The organism is Wenyingzhuangia sp., from assembly GCF_039768515.1.
Lineage (GTDB): Bacteria > Bacteroidota > Bacteroidia > Flavobacteriales > Flavobacteriaceae > Wenyingzhuangia.
Map to the genome: position 1 here is coordinate 1 of NZ_JBDNAI010000032.1, position 18,180 is coordinate 18,180.

14 protein-coding genes are annotated in these 18,180 nt (G+C 36.1%); 7 read left to right on the forward strand and 7 right to left on the reverse strand.

Going from position 1 to position 18,180, the window contains the following annotated elements; all coding sequences use genetic code 11:
* The 4 genes from ABF281_RS02070 to lgt all read left to right on the forward strand — a co-directional run.
* On the forward strand, nt 1-479 hold a 479-nt coding region (locus tag ABF281_RS02070; RefSeq protein ID WP_347180040.1), incomplete at its 5' end, for an FKBP-type peptidyl-prolyl cis-trans isomerase.
* A gap of 115 nt (nt 480-594) precedes the next feature.
* Nucleotides 595-2,076, forward strand: a complete 1,482-nt coding sequence (gene cysS, locus ABF281_RS02075; protein WP_347180041.1) for a cysteine--tRNA ligase — start codon at nt 595-597, stop codon at nt 2,074-2,076.
* A gap of 1 nt (nt 2,077) precedes the next feature.
* Complete coding sequence (gene yidD / locus ABF281_RS02080; protein WP_347180042.1) at nt 2,078-2,320, forward strand: membrane protein insertion efficiency factor YidD; 243 nt, start codon at nt 2,078-2,080, stop codon at nt 2,318-2,320.
* 4 nt (nt 2,321-2,324) lie between these two features.
* A complete protein-coding gene (gene lgt / locus ABF281_RS02085) occupies nt 2,325-3,125 on the forward strand; it encodes a prolipoprotein diacylglyceryl transferase (RefSeq protein WP_347180043.1) in 801 nt (266 codons plus the stop codon).
* A 194-nt stretch (nt 3,126-3,319) separates the two neighbouring features.
* Here lgt and ABF281_RS02090 read toward each other — a convergent pair whose 3' ends face one another.
* The 3 genes from ABF281_RS02090 to rho all read right to left on the reverse strand — a co-directional run bounded on the left by ABF281_RS02090 (nt 3,320) and on the right by rho (nt 11,321).
* The gene (locus ABF281_RS02090; RefSeq protein ID WP_347180044.1) at nt 3,320-4,786 is read right to left on the reverse strand and encodes a glutamate synthase subunit beta; all 1,467 of its coding nucleotides are present in this window, start codon (nt 4,784-4,786) and stop codon (nt 3,320-3,322) included.
* Nucleotide 4,787: 1 nt separating this feature from the next.
* Complete coding sequence (gene gltB / locus ABF281_RS02095; RefSeq protein WP_347180045.1) at nt 4,788-9,299, reverse strand: glutamate synthase large subunit; 4,512 nt, start codon at nt 9,297-9,299, stop codon at nt 4,788-4,790.
* Between the two features lie 396 nt (nt 9,300-9,695).
* A complete protein-coding gene (rho, locus tag ABF281_RS02100) occupies nt 9,696-11,321 on the reverse strand; it encodes a transcription termination factor Rho (protein ID WP_347180046.1) in 1,626 nt (541 codons plus the stop codon).
* A gap of 219 nt (nt 11,322-11,540) precedes the next feature.
* Between rho and ABF281_RS02105 the strand changes: the two genes are divergently transcribed.
* The 3 genes from ABF281_RS02105 (at nt 11,541) to pepE (ending at nt 14,213) form a co-directional block, all read left to right on the forward strand.
* Nucleotides 11,541-11,975: a DUF4293 domain-containing protein gene (locus ABF281_RS02105; protein WP_347180047.1), complete on the forward strand. Its 435-nt coding sequence runs from the start codon at nt 11,541-11,543 to the stop codon at nt 11,973-11,975.
* A 301-nt stretch (nt 11,976-12,276) separates the two neighbouring features.
* The gene (gene prfA, locus ABF281_RS02110; protein ID WP_347180048.1) at nt 12,277-13,356 is read left to right on the forward strand and encodes a peptide chain release factor 1; all 1,080 of its coding nucleotides are present in this window, start codon (nt 12,277-12,279) and stop codon (nt 13,354-13,356) included.
* 158 nt (nt 13,357-13,514) lie between these two features.
* On the forward strand, nt 13,515-14,213 hold the full coding sequence (pepE, locus tag ABF281_RS02115; protein WP_347180049.1) for a dipeptidase PepE: 699 nt from the start codon (nt 13,515-13,517) through the stop codon (nt 14,211-14,213).
* A gap of 33 nt (nt 14,214-14,246) precedes the next feature.
* Here pepE and ribB read toward each other — a convergent pair whose 3' ends face one another.
* The 4 genes from ribB to ABF281_RS02135 all read right to left on the reverse strand — a co-directional run.
* Nucleotides 14,247-15,398 (reverse strand): 3,4-dihydroxy-2-butanone-4-phosphate synthase, encoded by a 1,152-nt coding sequence (gene ribB / locus ABF281_RS02120; protein WP_347180050.1) that lies wholly within the window; start codon nt 15,396-15,398, stop codon nt 14,247-14,249.
* Nucleotides 15,391-16,917, reverse strand: coding sequence for an LptF/LptG family permease (locus ABF281_RS02125; protein ID WP_347180051.1), 1,527 nt, complete (start codon nt 16,915-16,917; stop codon nt 15,391-15,393). The genes ribB and ABF281_RS02125 overlap by 8 nt, the downstream gene beginning before the upstream one ends.
* Before the next feature lie 11 nt (nt 16,918-16,928).
* Entirely contained in the window at nt 16,929-17,561 is a 633-nt protein-coding gene (locus tag ABF281_RS02130; protein WP_347180052.1) for an outer membrane lipoprotein carrier protein LolA, read from the reverse strand.
* A gap of 1 nt (nt 17,562) precedes the next feature.
* Nucleotides 17,563-18,180, reverse strand: a 618-nt coding sequence (locus tag ABF281_RS02135; RefSeq protein WP_347180053.1) for a DNA translocase FtsK, incomplete at its 5' end; no start/stop codon positions are given.

The following is an 18,180-nucleotide window of genomic DNA, read 5'->3' on the forward strand; positions in this document are numbered from 1 at the left end:
AAATTTTAATAGATCAAAAAGAGTTGGCTCCAATTTTAATTGCCTACACACAAAAGCAAGCAGAAAAAGCTAGTGCTGGTTTGATAGAAAAAGGAGAGGCTTTCTTGGCAGCTAACAAAGCCAAAGAAGGGGTTCAAGTAACAGAAAGTGGATTACAGTACATCGTAGAAACAGAAGGAAGTGGTAAAAAACCTGCTGAAACGAGTACTGTAAAAGTACACTATCACGGAACGACACCTGAAGGAGAAGTTTTTGATAGTTCAGTAGATAGAGGAACTCCAGCTGAATTCCCACTTAATAGAGTCATTAAGGGATGGACTGAAGGGTTGCAGTTGATGAGTGTAGGTGCTAAATACAAATTTTTTATACCTCAAGAACTCGCATATGGTGCGAATGCACCTCAAGGAGGTTCAGGTCCTATCAAAGCTTATATGCCTTTAATATTCGACGTAGAATTGATAGAAATAATTAAGGAGTAATCTCTTTGCAATTACATGAAAAAGCCCAATTAAGAAAATCTTAATTGGGCTTTTTCATGTGACGCTGTTTTAAGGATAAAGTTTATCTTTACACTTTTAAGTAAACAAAAAATTCATGAGCTTGTTTAATGATCAGTCTTTAAAAATATACAATTCCATTAGTAAAACAAAAGAATTGTTTTCTACTGTAACTCCAGGAAATGTTGGTATGTATGTGTGTGGACCCACAGTGTATAGTCATGTGCATTTGGGGAATGTACGTACTTTTATGAGTTTTGATTTGGTTTACAGGTACCTACAACACCTTGAGTACAAAGTTCGTTATGTACGTAACATTACAGACGCAGGTCATATGGAAGATGATGCGGACGAAGGTGAAGATAAGATTGCAAAAAAGGCTAGAGTAGAAAAAATTGAACCTATGGAAATCGTTCAACGCTATACGTTAGATTTTCATGATGTTTTAAATCAGTTGAATAACTTTCCACCCAATATAGAGCCAACAGCGACGGGTCATATTGTTGAACAGATAGAAATTATTAGGGATATATTGAGCAAAGGTTTGGCATATGAAGTTAATGGTTCTGTATATTTTGACGTGTTGAAATACAATGAAACCAAAACCTATGGTGTTTTATCTGGTAGGAAAATAGCAGATGCTATTCACAACACCAGAAGTTTGGAAGGCCAATCAGAGAAAAAGAATCCTCAAGATTTTGCTTTATGGAAAAAAGCGAGTCCACAGCACATCATGCGATGGCCTTCTCCATGGGGAATTGGTTTTCCAGGGTGGCATTTGGAATGTACTGCGATGAGTACAAAATACTTAGGAGAAAAGTTTGATATTCATGGTGGAGGGATGGATTTGAAGTTTCCACACCATGAATGTGAAATTGCGCAAGCAGAGGCCTGTAATGGACACAGTCCAGTTAACTTTTGGATGCATGCCAATATGTTAACACTTAATGGACAAAAAATGTCTAAGTCCACGGGAAATCATATTCTACCTGGTGAAATCTTTTCAGGCGAGAATACTGTTTTGTCAAAACCCTTTTCACCAGCTGTGGTCCGTTTCTTTATGATGCAAGCCCATTATCGTAGTGTCTTAGACTTTTCAAGCGAAGCCTTAGAAGCTTCTGAAAAAGGTTACCTCAAACTGGTTGAAGCCATTAAGAATTTATCGACTATTGAACCGTCAAAAACCTCTACATTAGATATATCAGCATGGAAACAGGCTTGTTATGATGCGATGAATGATGATTTTAATAGCCCAATATTGATTGCCAATTTGTTTGAAGGGGTGAAGTATATCAATTTGTTAAAAGAAAAGAAAGCGAGTGTTACCCAAGAAGATTTAGAAATCTTTACGAGTACTATTCATTCTTTTGTTTATGACGTCTTAGGTTTGGTTACAGAAACTGCAGCACAAGGTTCTAACAAATTAGAAGGTGTGGTAAATATGCTTATAGGCATGCGTAAGCAGGCAAGAGACAACAAAGATTGGTCGTTATCTGATTTGATTCGTGATGAATTGAGTGCGTTAGGAATACAGTTAAAAGATGGTAAAGAAGGCACAAGTTTTACAGTAGAAGAATAGCATGGATAGGATAAAAAAAATGGTTGTTTTTCCATTTGTGATTTTGATACGTTTTTATCAAGTAGCAATTTCTCCCTTCACACCTTCTACCTGTAGGTTTTTGCCTACCTGTTCGAGTTATAGTATGGAAGCTTTACAGAAGCATGGTATCGTTTATGGGGGATGGTTAGCGATCAAAAGAATATTAAGTTGTCATCCATGGGGAAAAAGTGGCTACGATCCAGTGCCCAATAATAAAAAATAAAAAGATGAATGTATTAGCAATTACATGGGATCCACCCATTGCCTTATTTGGTTTTTTAAGATTTTATAGCTTGATGTTTGTCATTGCGTTTGCCATAGGGTTTCAAATCATGAAACGTATTTTTATTGCTGAAAAAATAGAATTGGAAAAGCTAGATAAACTATTGATGTATGTTGTTTTTGCAACAGTCTTAGGAGCTAGACTAGGCCATGTTTTCTTTTATGATTGGGCTTATTTTAGTCAGCATCCAGAGGAGATATTGTTACCGTTTAAATTTCAGCCGACCTTTAGGTTTACTGGTTTTGCAGGATTGGCAAGTCATGGTGCCGCAATTGGTATCATTGCCTCCTTATGGTATTTTGCCAAATACATTTTAAAACAGCCTCTATTGTATTTGTTGGATAGGGTTAGTTTAACGATCGCAGCCGGTGGTGTTTTTGTTCGTTTAGGAAATTTAATGAATTCTGAAATCATTGGACATCCTACCCACACTGATTACGGTTTTATCTTTAAAGCTTTGAGAGAAGATTTTCCAAGGCACCCAACTCAGTTATATGAGTCTTTTGGGTACTTGATTGTTTTTGCAATTCTTTTTTATATGTTTTGGAGAACGAATGCAAAAGAAAAATTAGGACTTATCTTTGGAGTCTTTTTTACTCTCTTGTGGTCTGTACGTTTTGCTGTTGAGTTTTTTAAAGAAGCACAAGTGGATGATCGTGCAAGTTGGGCCCTAAACACAGGACAAATTCTTAGTATTCCTTTAATTGTTATTGGAGTTTACTTTATAATTAAGGCTAAAAAATAACTACTTCATTGCCAAGATAATCTTGTATGAGAGATGCTAGTGTAAGGTTATCGGTGGAGATCATTCTTGGTCTGTATGGAAGTCACAGCTAGATGATATACTACTACAATGCTATCCCCCCTAATTGATTCCTTAAAACATCAAAGGCTTTTGCATTTGCAAAAGCCTTTGATGATCAGTGTCTTGTTTGGTATTTATTGAATTCCTACCAAATCTCCAACATCATTTTTAGATGGCAAATCAGATTTACCCATCAAGAAAATATCTACTTGTCTAGCTGCCTCACGACCTTCAGAAATCGCCCATACAATTAGAGATTGTCCTCTACGCATATCTCCAGCAGCAAATACATTAGGTACATTTGTTTGGTAACTTCCGTACTCAGCTTTGTAGTTTGAACGACCATCTGTATCAATTCCTAATTGTTCAGCTATGGTTGCCTCAGGTCCAGTAAACCCTAATGCTAGTAAAGCCAAGTCACAAGGCCATGTTTTCTCTGTACCTTCTACTTCAATCAGTTGTGGTCTTTGTCCTGGAACCATTTTCCATTCTACATTAACTGTAATCAAAGCGGTCAATTTTCCGTTTTTATCTTTGACAAATTCTTTTGTGTTGATCAACCAGTTTCTATCACATCCTTCTTTATGAGAAGAAGAAGTTTTCAACTGTAATGGCCAATAAGGCCAAGGAGTTGTTGCCGATCTATGACCAGGTGGTTTAGGCATAATCTCAAAGTTAGCTACAGATTTAGCCCCTTGACGATTTGAAGTTCCAATACAGTCAGATCCTGTATCTCCACCACCAATGACAATGACATCTTTACCTGTTGCCAATACTTGATCTTTAACTTCTTTTCCAAAGACAACCTTAGTTTGTTGAGTTAAGAAGTCCATTGCTTGTACCACACCGTCTGCGTCAATACCTGGGGTTGGTAAAGAACGTCTTTGAGTAGCTCCACCACATAAAGTGATAGCATCAAAAGCTTTTAGTTCCTGTATAGAAACATTTACCCCAACATTAGCATTCACTCTAAAAGTGATACCCTCTGCTTCAAGTACCGCAACACGACGATCTATGATTCCTTTTTCCATTTTAAAGTTAGGAATTCCGTAGCGCAACAATCCACCAACTTCATCATCTCTTTCAAAAACAGTAACGGTATGCCCGGCTCTGTTTAATTGTTGTGCTGCAGCTAACCCAGCAGGTCCAGAACCTACAACAGCAACGGTTTTACCTGTTCTGTTTTTTGGTGTTTGTGGTTTGATCCATCCCTCTTTAAAAGCACGTTCTACAATGTTCTTTTCTATATTTTCAATGGAGATTGGGTCTTCAATGATTCCTAATACACAAGCCTTTTCACATGGGGCAGGACACAGTCTTCCTGTAAATTCAGGAAAGTTGTTCGTCGAGTGTAAGATCAAAGATGCTTTTTGCCATTCTCCTTGGTGTACCATATGGTTGAAATCAGGAATTAAGTTTCCTAATGGACAACCACTATGACAGAAAGGAATACCACAATCCATACAACGTGAACCCTGCTCTGAAAGTTCAGATTCAGATAATGGCACTGTAAATTCATTGTAATTATGCACACGCTCTTCAACAGCTTTGTACATTTCGTCTTTTCTTTCGAATTCTTTAAATCCAGTTACTTTTCCCATATTATGATACTGTTAATTCTTCAAACATTGGTTCTTCATTCGCGATACGCTCTAAAGCTACTTTATATTCTTTAGGCATAACTTTTACAAATTTAGCTAATGATTTATCCCAATCCGCTAATATTTCCTTACCTCTATTACTATCGGTATACGTTACGTGCTTTTCAATTAGTCCTTTCAATTCAGCTGCATCTTCAGCTGTGATTGGATCAAAATCTATAGTCTCTTCGTTACACAATCCATTGGTGAATTTTCCTTTTTCATCTAGGATAAAAGCATATCCACCACTCATTCCAGCAGCAAAATTTCGTCCTGTTTCACCAAGAACAACAATTCTACCACCCGTCATGTATTCACAACCGTGATCTCCAACTCCTTCAACTACCGCAGTAGCTCCAGAGTTACGCACTGCAAAACGTTCACCAGCAATACCGTTGATAAAAGCTTGCCCTTGAACAGCTCCAAACAAACAAACGTTTCCTACAATAATATTGTCTTCAGCTACAAAGTCTGCCTTTACGGGTTTCTTTACAATAATTTTTCCTCCAGACAATCCTTTACCCAAATAGTCATTGGTGTTTCCTTCTACGGTATAAGTGATACCATGAGCACCGAATACTCCTAAACTCTGCCCAGCAGAACCAGTAAAGTTTAAATTAAGGGTGTCTTCAGGTAAACCTAAGTGACCGTATATTTTTGAAATCTCATTTGAAACAATAGCTCCAACAGAACGGTCTGTGTTTTGGATAGGGTAGTCAAGTGTCGTATTTTCTTTTCTGAAAATAGCTGCATGAGCATCCTTGAGAATTTTAAAATCGATAACATTGTCTAAGTTATGATCTTGTTTTTCTGCATTTCTAACAGGTAAATCACTGTATCCAGCTGGCTGATGTAAAATAGCTGTTAAATCTAGTCCTTTTGCTTTATAATGATCAATCGCGTTATTTGCATTGATTTTTTGAGTCTGACCGACCATTTCATCCAACGAACGGAATCCTAATTGAGCCATAATTTCTCTCAATTCATTTGCAACATAGTAGAAGTAGTTGATTACGTGTTCAGGTGTTCCCTTGAAGTTTTTACGCAACTCTTTGTCTTGTGTTGCAATTCCTACAGGACAAGTGTTCAAATGACATTTACGCATCATGATACACCCAGAAGCAACTAATGGAGCTGTTGCAAAACCAAATTCTTCTGCTCCTAACAAGGCAGCTACGGCAACATCACGTCCAGTTTTTAACTGACCATCACATTCTACAACAATACGTGAACGTAAATTGTTCAACACTAAAGTTTGTTGAGCTTCAGCTAGACCAAGTTCCCAAGGTAGACCCGCATGTTTTAATGAGGTCAATGGAGAAGCTCCAGTACCACCATCATAACCTGAAATCAGCACAACATCTGCTTTTGCTTTAGCAACTCCTGCAGCAATAGTACCCACTCCAACTTCTGACACTAACTTTACGTTGATACGTGCCTCACGATTTGCATTTTTTAAATCGTAGATCAGCTGCGCTAAATCTTCAATAGAATAGATATCGTGGTGTGGTGGAGGAGAAATCAATCCAACGAAAGGAGTTGAGTTACGAGCATCGGCAATCCATGGTAAAACTTTTGTACCAGGTAATTGACCACCTTCTCCAGGTTTTGCCCCCTGTGCCATTTTAATTTGAATTTCTTTTGCAGAACTCAAATAGTGAGAGGTAACTCCAAATCTTCCTGAGGCAACTTGCTTGATAGCAGAGTTTTTATTGTCTCCATTCGCATCAGGTTGGAAACGTTTTCTATCTTCACCCCCTTCACCAGAATTGGATTTACCACCCAAACGGTTCATGGCTATGGCTAGGTTTTCATGTGCTTCACGTGATATAGATCCGTAAGACATTGCCCCTGTTTTGAAACGCTTTACAATCTCTGTCCAAGGTTCTACTTCGTCAACAGGAATAGGATCAAAGTTTGTGAATTCAAACAAACCACGGATGGTTAATAATCCTTTAGACTGTTCATTGATTGCATTTTTATATACATCATAAGAAGCTTGGTCATTCAGACGTACTGCTTGTTGTAATTTTGCAACTGTAGTAGGGTTGAAAATATGTCTTTCTCCATTACGTCTCCATCTATAATCACCTCCAATGTTTAATCCTAAGCGTTTGTCAATGTATGTATCTGGATATGCGTATTTGTATCTCTCGTTGATTTCTTTTTCAATTTCGTAAAGTCCAATACCTTCAATTCTTGAAGCAGTATAAGGGAAATATTTGTTTACGAATTCTGAGTTGAATCCTACAATTTCAAAAATTTGAGAACCTCTGTACGAATGTAACGTTGAGATTCCAATCTTGTTCATTATTTTTAAAATCCCTTTACCGATAGCTTTGTTAAAGTTGTCGATAGCGGTTTGCTTTTCTATTTTTAGGAACCCTTCTGTCACTTGTAACGAAATGATTTCGTTAACCATGTATGGGTTAATCGCAGAAGCACCATATCCAAATAATGTCGCAAAATGATGTGGCTCACGTGGCTCGGCAGACTCAATCACAATATCAAAATAAGAACGTTTACGTAAACGGTTCATTTGGTGGTGTACATAAGAACAAGCTAGTAGCGCAGGGATAGGAGCAAGTTCTTTAGAGGCACCTCTATCTGATAAGATGATGATGTTGATTCCTTTGTCTACAGCTTTAGTGATTTGAGTGATGATATCATCGAGACCATCTTCCAAACCGTTCATTCCTTTTACTTTAGTATACAGCATTGGAATGGTTTCTGATTTGAAACCTTCCATATTGATATTTCTAAGTTTTTCTAGGTCGCTGTTAGAGACTACAGGGTTTTGTATTCTTAATTTGTGACACTGATCAGCAGTAATATCAAAAATATTTTTATCGTTCCCTAATGCCAAGCTAATATCAGTTACAACCTCTTCACGGATTCCGTCCAATGGTGGATTTGTAACTTGAGCAAACAGTTGTTTGAAGTAGTTAGGAATCAATTGAGGCTTGTCTGATAATACGGCCACAGGTGTATCAATACCCATAGAACCTAGTGTTTCTTTTCCGTCTTGCGCCATTGGTACAATCACTTCTTGGATGTCCTCAATGGTATAGTTATATAAACGTTGACGGGTTTTTAGGTCTAAGGTTTCAATAGGACATACCTCTTTGTTGTCAGGTACATCTTTTAATTTAAGGCTATTTTGGTTTAACCATTCTTTATATGGTCGTTCAGAAACCACTTTATCTTTAATTTCTTCATCATCAATGATTCTTCCTTCGTTCATGTCTACCAAGAACATTTTACCTGGTTCCAAACGTCCGTGGCTGGCTACATCTTCAGGAGCAATATCAACAACTCCTACTTCAGATGACATAATTAATTTACCACTTTTAGTTACGGTATAACGAGATGGTCTTAATCCATTACGGTCTAGTAATGCTCCAACGTAATCTCCGTCTGTAAAAGGAACAGAGGCAGGACCATCCCAAGGCTCCATGATACAAGAGTTGTATTCGTAAAATGCTTTTCTGTCTTCAGACATTGTCGCATGTTTCTCCCAAGCTTCTGGGATGGTCATCATCATTACTTCTGGTAATGAACGTCCAGTTAAGGTCAACAACTCAACAGACATATCCATAGAAGCAGAATCTGATTTACCAGGCAAAATGATAGGAAACAAGCTTTCCATTGTTTTTGCGTCAAAAACTTCAGATTTCATAATTTCTTCACGAACACGCATTCTAGAAACATTTCCTCTCAAAGTATTGATTTCTCCGTTTTGACATAAAAATCTGAACGGTTGAGCCAATTCCCAAGCAGGCATGGTATTGGTAGAAAAACGTTGGTGTACCAATGCCAATCGAGTAACCAAGTCTGGTTGCTGTAAATCCGTATAATAGGGACCAATATCTTCGGGCATGATGATCCCTTTATATATAAGTGTCGTGTTAGAAAGCGAAGGCAAGTAAAAATAACTTGACTCTGACATTTTGGAGTTGCGTATCGTATGCTCAGCTATTTTTCGTGCAGCATATAATTTTGCTTTGAAGATGTTTTCTTCAAATTCACCTTGATCTATAAAAACTTGTTCTATGTTTGGCTCAGAGGCTAGCGCGATTTCTCCTAATTGTGAAGAATCTACAGGAACTTCTCTCCAACCTAGAATAGTTAACCCTTGGTTTGAGATTTCTTTCTCAAAAGTTTCTTTACAAAATCTATGTTGATTCCAGTTTTTTGGTAAAAATGTCATTCCAACTGCATATTTGCGCTGTTCAGGAATTTCAAATTCACAAACTCTTTTGAAATAATCGTGAGGGATGTCTATTAACAATCCTGCACCATCTCCAGTTTTCCCATCAGCACTAACACCACCACGGTGTTCTAGTTTGACTAGGATTTCTAATGCATCATGAATGATCTGATTTGTTTTTTCACCTTTCAGGTTACAAATAAAACCTGCTCCACAATTTTCGTGTTCAAATTCTGGTAAGTATAGTCCTTGTTTCTGTATCATATTTTATATAAATATAGACTACAAAATTAAGCAATTATTAATGAATTACAAAGAATAGAATAGGATACGCAACTTTATTAATCTTATAGATAAGCCCATTATGAATAATTAAATTTGAACAGGTTACAAGTGTAGATATATTATAATAAAGAACTCTTTTTTCTCAACATGAAAATATCTCATTATGAGGAGTTTAAAGTTGCTTTTTTTTAGCTTTCAAAAAATTAAGATTGCCTCTATTTAGATTTAATATGTATTGCAGAGTATTGTGAATTGTCTAGAAGATGTCGCCTCTTTTTGTGGTCTTAGTTCCAGTTTTTAGGGGTGATGGATAAATTCTTTCTAGTAAAGTTAAAGCCTCACCATTTTGGTGAGGCTTTTTTAGGGATTTATTTTTTATCCGTTCATGGAAATTAAAAACTCTTCATTGTTTCTAGAACTCTTGATTCGATCTTTGATAAACTCCATAGCTTCTACTGCATTCATATCTGCTAAGTATTTTCTTAGTACCCACATGCGTTGAACTGTTTTTTCGTCGAGTAACAAATCGTCTCTTCGTGTACTTGATTTGATCAAGTCGATTGCAGGGTATAGGCGCCTGTTGGCAATATTTCTATCCAACTGAAGTTCCATGTTCCCAGTACCTTTAAATTCCTCAAAGATTACTTCGTCCATTTTCGAACCTGTTTCCGTCAAAGCGGTTGCAATAATCGTCAAAGACCCACCGTTCTCTATATTTCTAGCCGCTCCGAAGAAACGTTTAGGTTTGTGAAGTGCGTTGGCATCAATCCCCCCAGACAATATTTTTCCAGAGGCTGGAGCTACTGTATTATAAGCCCTTGCCAAACGGGTTATAGAATCTAAAAGAATAACAACATCATGGCCACATTCTACCAAACGTTTTGCTTTTTCTAAAACAATATTGGCCACTTTTACGTGCTTGTCAGCGGGTTCATCAAAAGTTGAAGCAACTACTTCTCCACGCACATTTCGTTGCATATCTGTAACTTCTTCAGGTCTTTCATCGATGAGCAAAACCAACTGATAAACTTCAGGATGGTTTAAGGCGATGGCGTTAGCAATATCTTTGAGAAGCATTGTTTTACCCGTCTTAGGTTGTGCTACAATCATACCACGTTGTCCTTTTCCGATCGGCGCAAACAAGTCTATGATTCTAGTAGATAGTGAACTTCTTCCTGTGGAGAGATTAAATTTTTCTTCGGGGAAAAGAGGGGTAAGGTGTTCAAAAGAAACACGATCTCTAACTTCTTTAGGAGACAAGCCATTTATTTTAGAAACTCTAATCAGTGGAAAATATTTTTCTCCTTCTTTAGGAGGTCTTACGTTTCCTTTGACGGTATCTCCTGTTTTCAACCCAAAAAGTTTGATTTGAGATTGTGAAACATAGATATCGTCTGGCGAAGAGAGGTAATTGTAGTCTGATGATCTTAAAAACCCATATCCATCGGGCATCATTTCTAGTACCCCTTCGCTTTCTATGATTCCGTCAAATTCGTAGTTAGGGTCTTTGAGACTTTTTCCTTTGTTGTTTTTGTTATTTCTAGGGTTGTTCTTATTATTTCTAGAGTTGTTGTTTTGAGGATTGTTTTGCTGGTGATTGTTTCTGTTCTCCCCCTTTTTTGCACCATTGCTCTTCGTCTTGTGCTGCTGAAGATTTCTTTCAGGTTTTTCCTGTTTTGTTTCAGTAACAGGAGAATGTGCTCCTTTATCTGTAGCCTTTTCTTTTGGTTCTTCTAAGCTCATTGTGTCTTCAGAACTTCTACCGCTATCCATTCTTGGTTTTTTGGCTATTCTGGTTTTTTTTATCCGAGGCGTTTTTTCAGTTTCTTTTTCTGTAGCAATGTTTGTTTGCTTTGTTTCCTCATGAACAGGTTGCTCATTTACAATTTTGTTGACCAAGTCCATTTTTTTTAATTGACTTGTTTTTTTTAATCCAATTGTTTTTGCAATTTGTTGCAAGTCTGCAAGTGTTTTTGCTTTTAATTGAGAAATTTCTAACATTTAAATGATGTATAATGAATATTGAATTCTCTTTTTCAGTAGCTGAACTGAAGCAAGAGAAAATTGTTTGTGTGATTTAATGAATAATGTACAACCGGTAAGTGTTTCTGTTGTAATTGTTTATAAGATGTCACAAATATAGTTTTTTTTTTTATCTGACAAAGTCTTTCATAAGTAAAAAGAAAATGTAAATTTGTGATCGTTATTTTAAAGTAAAATATGTTTCAAAGAATTCAAACATTATACATGTTATCTGTATTTATCATTGCAGGTGTACTTACTAATTTTATTTCTTTTTTTACTTTGAAAGAGGGTACTGGTTTATGCTTAACCAACACTTTCACAACCCCTTCAGTTCTTTTAAAATCAGTAGGAGTGTTTTTTGTTATGGTTGCCATATTGTCTTTGATTTCTGTTGTCAGTTTTAGAAAAAGACAACAACAATATGTCTTCAATCGAATCAACATTCTGATCAACTTCTATTTATTAAGTGTATTGATTTACTTATCTCTAACATTACCTGGAGAAATACAAATTTCAGAGAAAGGTATTGGGATTTACTTTCCTATTGTTATAATTGTTTTGCTAGTCATGGCAAACAAGGCAATTAAGAAAGATGAAGATCTCGTAAAATCTGTAGATAGGTTGCGATAAGCTTAACATCTTAGTTTATTTAGTGCGACTAAAAACCCAAAACTTATGTTTTGGGTTTTTTTATGTGTTTTGATTTTTCTCACCCTAAAAAGTTGATCCGTTAAAAAAAAACCATGAACAGTGGAGTTTGTTATTAAAGAAATAGGAACAAAAGAGAAAAGCATAGACTATTTGTAATGACAATTGACTATTTATTATAGCCATCAGAAGTTATACGATATCATTTGTCTTTTTACAGCTACAAATATCCTTCTACATCTCAATTTTAAATTGTAATTTTGTGTACTACAAAAGAGAGAATATGTTAGATAAGCTAAGAATTGTTAAGCAGCGTTTTGATGAAGTATCCGATTTGATTATTCAACCTGATATTATCATGGATCAAAAGCGTTATGCGAAACTGAATAAAGAATATAAAGATTTAAGTAAGGTTGTTGAGAAAGGGAATGAATATCAAAATTTAGTTGACAATGTGAACGAAGCCAAAGAAATTATTGCTGATGGTTCAGATGCTGAAATGGTAGAAATGGCTAAAATGGAAATGGAGGAAGCAAATGAAAAAATCCCTAAGCTAGAGGATGATATTAAGTTTATGTTGATTCCCAAAGATCCAGAAGATGCAAAAAATGTCATCGTAGAAATTAGAGCGGGTACTGGAGGAGATGAAGCCAGTATATTTGCTGGAGATTTGTACAGAATGTATACCAAGTATGCCTCTTCAAGAGGGTGGAAGTGTGAAGTAGAAGATATTGCAGAGGGTACCTCAGGAGGTTTTAAAGAAATCATTTTTAGTGTGTCAGGAGATGATGTCTATGGAGAATTGAAATTTGAATCTGGAGTGCACCGAGTACAACGTGTTCCTCAAACAGAAACTCAAGGACGTGTTCACACCTCAGCAGCCACTGTGATGGTGTTACCAGAAGCAGAGGAATTTGATATTGATATGAAACAAAGTGATATTCGCGTAGATTATTTTTGTTCTTCGGGACCAGGAGGTCAATCGGTAAATACAACCTATTCAGCTGTACGTTTGACACACGTACCCACGGGATTGGTAGCCCAGTGCCAAGATCAAAAATCTCAACATAAGAACAAGGACAAAGCAATGAAAGTATTGCGTTCACGTTTGTATGAGCAAGAGTTAGAAAAAAAATTGGCGGCAGACTCTGAAAAAAGAAATTCCTTAGTTGCTAGTGGTGATAGATCTGCGAAGATTAGAACCTATAATTATCCACAAGGTCGTGTAACTGAACATAGAATAGGTTTGACAATGTATGATTTGAGTAATATCATTAATGGAGACATTCATAAAATCATAGAGGAGTTAAAATTAACAGAAAACACAGAGAAATTAAAAGAATTGGGTGAAGCTAATATTTAATTTTTTAATAAAACAATAAGGCCCTTTACTTTGTACAGGGCTTTTTTTGTTTGGGGTCTTAACGTCATTTAGAAACGCTTCAGATTTTGTTCTTTCTGCTCATTCGTTATTGTTAAAACCCTCTACATTTGTCTTTGTATAAAATTCACATCAATCTTATGAAAAATCTATTATTAGCGAGTTCAGGTAGTGTGTATGGTTCAGGATATCTTGAATACTTGTTTCCTGAATTAGAAGAGTTGTATCTAGGGGTTGAAGAAATACTTTTTATTCCTTATGCTTGTCCTGGTGGGATCACTTACGACCAGTATACAAACAGCGTTCAAGAGTCATTGAGTTTTTTAGGGTTAAAAATAAGAGGTATTCATGAGTACAGTGATGTTAAAAATGCTGTAAAAACAGCAAAAGGGATTTTTGTAGGAGGAGGAAACACCTTTTTATTGGTCGCTAAACTATATGATTATGACTTGTGGCATGTATTAAAACAAGCCATTGCAAATGGAGTACCTTACCTGGGTACTAGTGCAGGAACTAACATTACAGGTATTTCTATGCAAACAACGAATGATATGCCTATAGTATCTCCCGAAAGTTTTAAAACTTTAGGGGTTGTGCCTTTCAATTTTAATGTTCACTATATTGAACCGGACATCAAATCTAAGCACAGAGGAGAGAGTAGAGAGACCAGGATAAAAGAATTCCAATCCATAAATCATACTAGAGTACTAGGCTTAAAAGAAGGAAGTTTCTTACGAATTAATGGAGAAAGTATAACTTTAAAAGGCCAACAAGAGGCGTACTGGTTTGAAAACAAACAGAAAATTAGGATAGATCCAAACACCAATTTAAAAGCATAAAAAAAGCTGAGCATTTGCTCAGCTTTTTTTATGTTAGTATTTGATTCTTTCCACCACCTTCAAGCCATAACCTGTAATTCCTACACGTTTTTTACTTGCAGGAGAATTGGTTAAAAGTTTGAGTTTTGTGATGTCAATATTGTGAAGTATTTGTGCTCCAATACCGAAATCTTTTTCATCCATAAGTACACTGCTAGTTTCTTTAGAAGTGATTCCTTTCTGTGTGTTTCTTAGATCTTCAAGACGTTGCTTGAGGTTGAAGGTAAGTTGTTCTTGGTTGATAAAAACAACAGCTCCTTTTCCTGCGGTATTGATTTTATCGAATATTCTAGATAATTTGTCTTCAGGTCCAGTGGTTAAAGTATTTAAAATATCATTACCAAAAGCATTTGGAGTTACTTTACAAAGCACCTCTTCCTCTTTTGACCAAGACCCTTTCGTTAAAACCAAATGGATTTGATTGTTTGTCGTTTGGTTATAAGCTCTTAATCTATAGGTTCCAAAACGAGTATTAATATCAAAATCTTCTATTTTTTTGATCAACGAGTCGTGTTGCATACGATAGGAAACCAAATCTTCTATCGAGATCAATTTTAGGTTAAATTTATCCGCAACTTCTCTCAAGCGAGGTAAACGAGCCATGCTACCATCTTCATTTAAGATTTCAACCAAAATACCAGCAGGCTTTAATCCTGCCAAGCGAGCTAGGTCTACACTTGCCTCGGTGTGTCCAGTCCTTCTTAAAACGCCGCCTTCTTTTGCTTTGAGTGGAAAGATGTGTCCCGGTCTTCCCAAGTCTGCAGATTTAGTGTTTTTTTGAGTTAGGGCATAAATTGTTTTTGCTCGATCATGAGCAGATATACCTGTGGTACAACCGTTACCTATTAAGTCTACGGAAACTGTAAACTGTGTGTTGTGTAATACCGTGTTGTTGTTAACCATCATGTTTAGGTCTAACTCATCACAACGTTCTTCAATTAGAGGAGCACAAATTAGTCCACGACCATGTTGTGCCATAAAATTGATCATTTCAGGAGTTACCTTTTCAGCAGCAGCAATAAAGTCTCCTTCATTTTCTCTGTCTTCATCGTCAACCACAATAATCATTTTACCATTTCTAATATCTTCTATGGCTCCTTCAATACTGTCCAGTTTAATATCACTGTTGTTTATGCTGTTACTCATCTCTTTTTTTAAGTCGGTTGGATAGTTTTTTAAACGGTGACAAAATTACATCAAATTTTACAAACCCCATGTCTCTAGAGGCACTTATCGTAAATAATATCGCTAGTGGTAGCATCGCCAATGTTCCAGACCATCCTCCTAAAAGGGCACTTAATTTACTTTCTTCTGCGATGTTCTTTCCAAAAGTATTGATGAAATGATAAGCCACATAGATGACAATAGCCATTACCATTGGCAAACCAAATCCCCCTTTTCTGATGATAGAGCCTAGCGAAGCCCCAACAAAAAACAAGAGCAGACATGAGAATGAGTTGGTTAATATATAATGGAATTGATAATCGTGGTTGTTTAAATTTTTTCTTTTTTGTTTGTAATAGTTCTTGTATCCTTGAATGTCCTTTAATTTTGTATCGATGTTCCTAGAAGCTTTTTCTAAGATATTGATTTGACTTCCCTCACTAAAATTATCTAAAATAGCTTCTTTTATGGGTTGGGTGTTTTTTTGTTTGGTAGTCGTTTCTGTTCGTTTTGTGCTCTTCAAAAGGGGTTTTTCTGTTGCCCGAGGTGAAGTTTCTTTTTTAGTTCTCTTGAAATGTAAATCTTGAGACATTTCAGAAACCTTAACGTTTCTTTGCATCGCCTTAAATTTGTTGTCAAGATACTTGTCGTATGAATATTTTAAACTGTCAGAACTGTTTTTTAACTGCGCCATGTTTTTCATGGTATAGTGATACTTGTATCGTTCTTCTTCAAGGTTTGCACTCGTCAAATCTGAGATGTCAATATTTAGAGTATGTTTACTAAATTTAGCCATCGAGGAAGGCATCCTGGTTTTGTCTTTATACTTTTTTTGATTGTTGGTATGGTCTTCAAAGTAGTAGCCATCCTCTAGCGTAAGGGTCATGTATTTACTTCCTTCTTCAGTAGTTATTTTACCTTTCTTTGCTGTGGTAATGACCTGATCTTCTTTCTTACCTTTGGTTTCGATGATCAAAACATCTTTTAACAAATTGTTTTCCTCTCCGTATTTTTCTTCAAATTTTATACTGAAACCAGACATTTCATCATTAAAACTACCTTCTATCAATGCCATAGTTGGTTGTGTTTTTTTGATGTTTAATAATAAATTTTTCTGCTTTAAACTGGCATAAGGATAGGTGTAGTTGATTAAAAAATAATTTGCGATTGTAATGATGAAAACACAGAGGACGATAGGTCTTAGTAGCCTAAAAAACGAAATTCCAGCAGATTTAATCGCAGCAAATTCATAGTTCTCTCCTAGACTACCCATGGTCATGATAGAAGACAAAAGCACCGAAATTGGAAGTGCTTGTGGGGTCACAAATAAACACATATACCACAGGAATTTTCCTATGATTTTAAGTTCTATCCCTTTTCCTGCAATATCATCAAAAACGAGCCACAATGCTTGCATGACCAATACAAACATTACGATAGAGAAGGAAGCTAAGAATGGTGTAAGGAAGCTTTTAATTAAGTATTTGTCTAATCTTTTCAACAGGGGAGTTGTTATTCATTAATGTAATATCCTAAAGCTTCATATTTTTTTTTGTCAAAATAAAAAGTATTGGGATCAAGTGTTTGATTTGTTTTGTAATCTGTGATCGTAAAGTTAGTATTGGTTCCATTTTTACCTATTTCTGTCAAAGAATTGATTTGGTTTTTCTGCGTATCTATGGCCAACAAGACATATGAAACTTCTTCAGAGATTTTAGAAGGAGTCAATTTGATGTATTGTAAATGTTCTTCTTTTTTATCCAATAGGTAATTGTATCCTTTCTTATAAAAACTTAAGAGTTTTGAAGGTGTTAAACTTTCTTGACTAATTTCATTTTTTGCGGTGATGTTTATTTCTTCATTCTCTGGTGAAATGGCATAGTTGAAGTTTTCATCAAATAGAATAATATTATCTAAATAGTGGAGTATGTATTTGTCACCTTCTATGATTGCGGATCCTTTACTAGATTGTTTTATGTTCACCATTTTATTCTCTAGAGTATGAATAAATTCAATAGAAATATTTTGATATTGTTCTAATTCTTCTGTTACTTTTTCCAAAATCCTTTCGGCTTTTTCATTGTTTTGTGAAAATCCAAAAGAGGTCACCAGAATGGTAAATAATAGTATTAAATTCTTATTCATGTTATTTGTTTTTTTCTTCTTCTAAAAATTGTTCTAAGGTAGTCAAATCTGTAATCAATACCTGTCTTGCCTTACTCCCTTCAAAAGGACCAACAATTCCAGCTGCTTCTAATTGATCTATAAGTCTTCCCGCTCTGTTGTATCCTAGTTTTAATTTACGTTGCAATAGAGATGCTGATCCTTGTTGAGCAATAACAATGGTCTCAGCAGCTTCTTTGAATAATTTATCTCTGTCGGCTATGTCAACATCAAGATCAGATCCACTGGACTCTTCACCGATATATTCAGGTAGCTGATAAGCTTCAGGATAAGCCCTCTGTGAGCCAATGAAGCTCGTGATTTTTTCAACCTCAGGGGTGTCCACAAATGCACATTGTACACGAGTTAAATCGTTTCCGCTGGAGTATAGTAAATCTCCTCTACCAATCAATTGATCGGCTCCAGGAGCATCTAAAATCGTTCTAGAATCAATCTTGGAAGTAACTCTGAATGCGACACGTGTAGGAAAGTTTGCCTTGATGATACCAGTTATTACATTTACAGAAGGTCGCTGAGTTGCCACAATCAAATGTATACCGATAGCACGTGCTAGTTGCGCCAAACGTGCAATCGGTGTCTC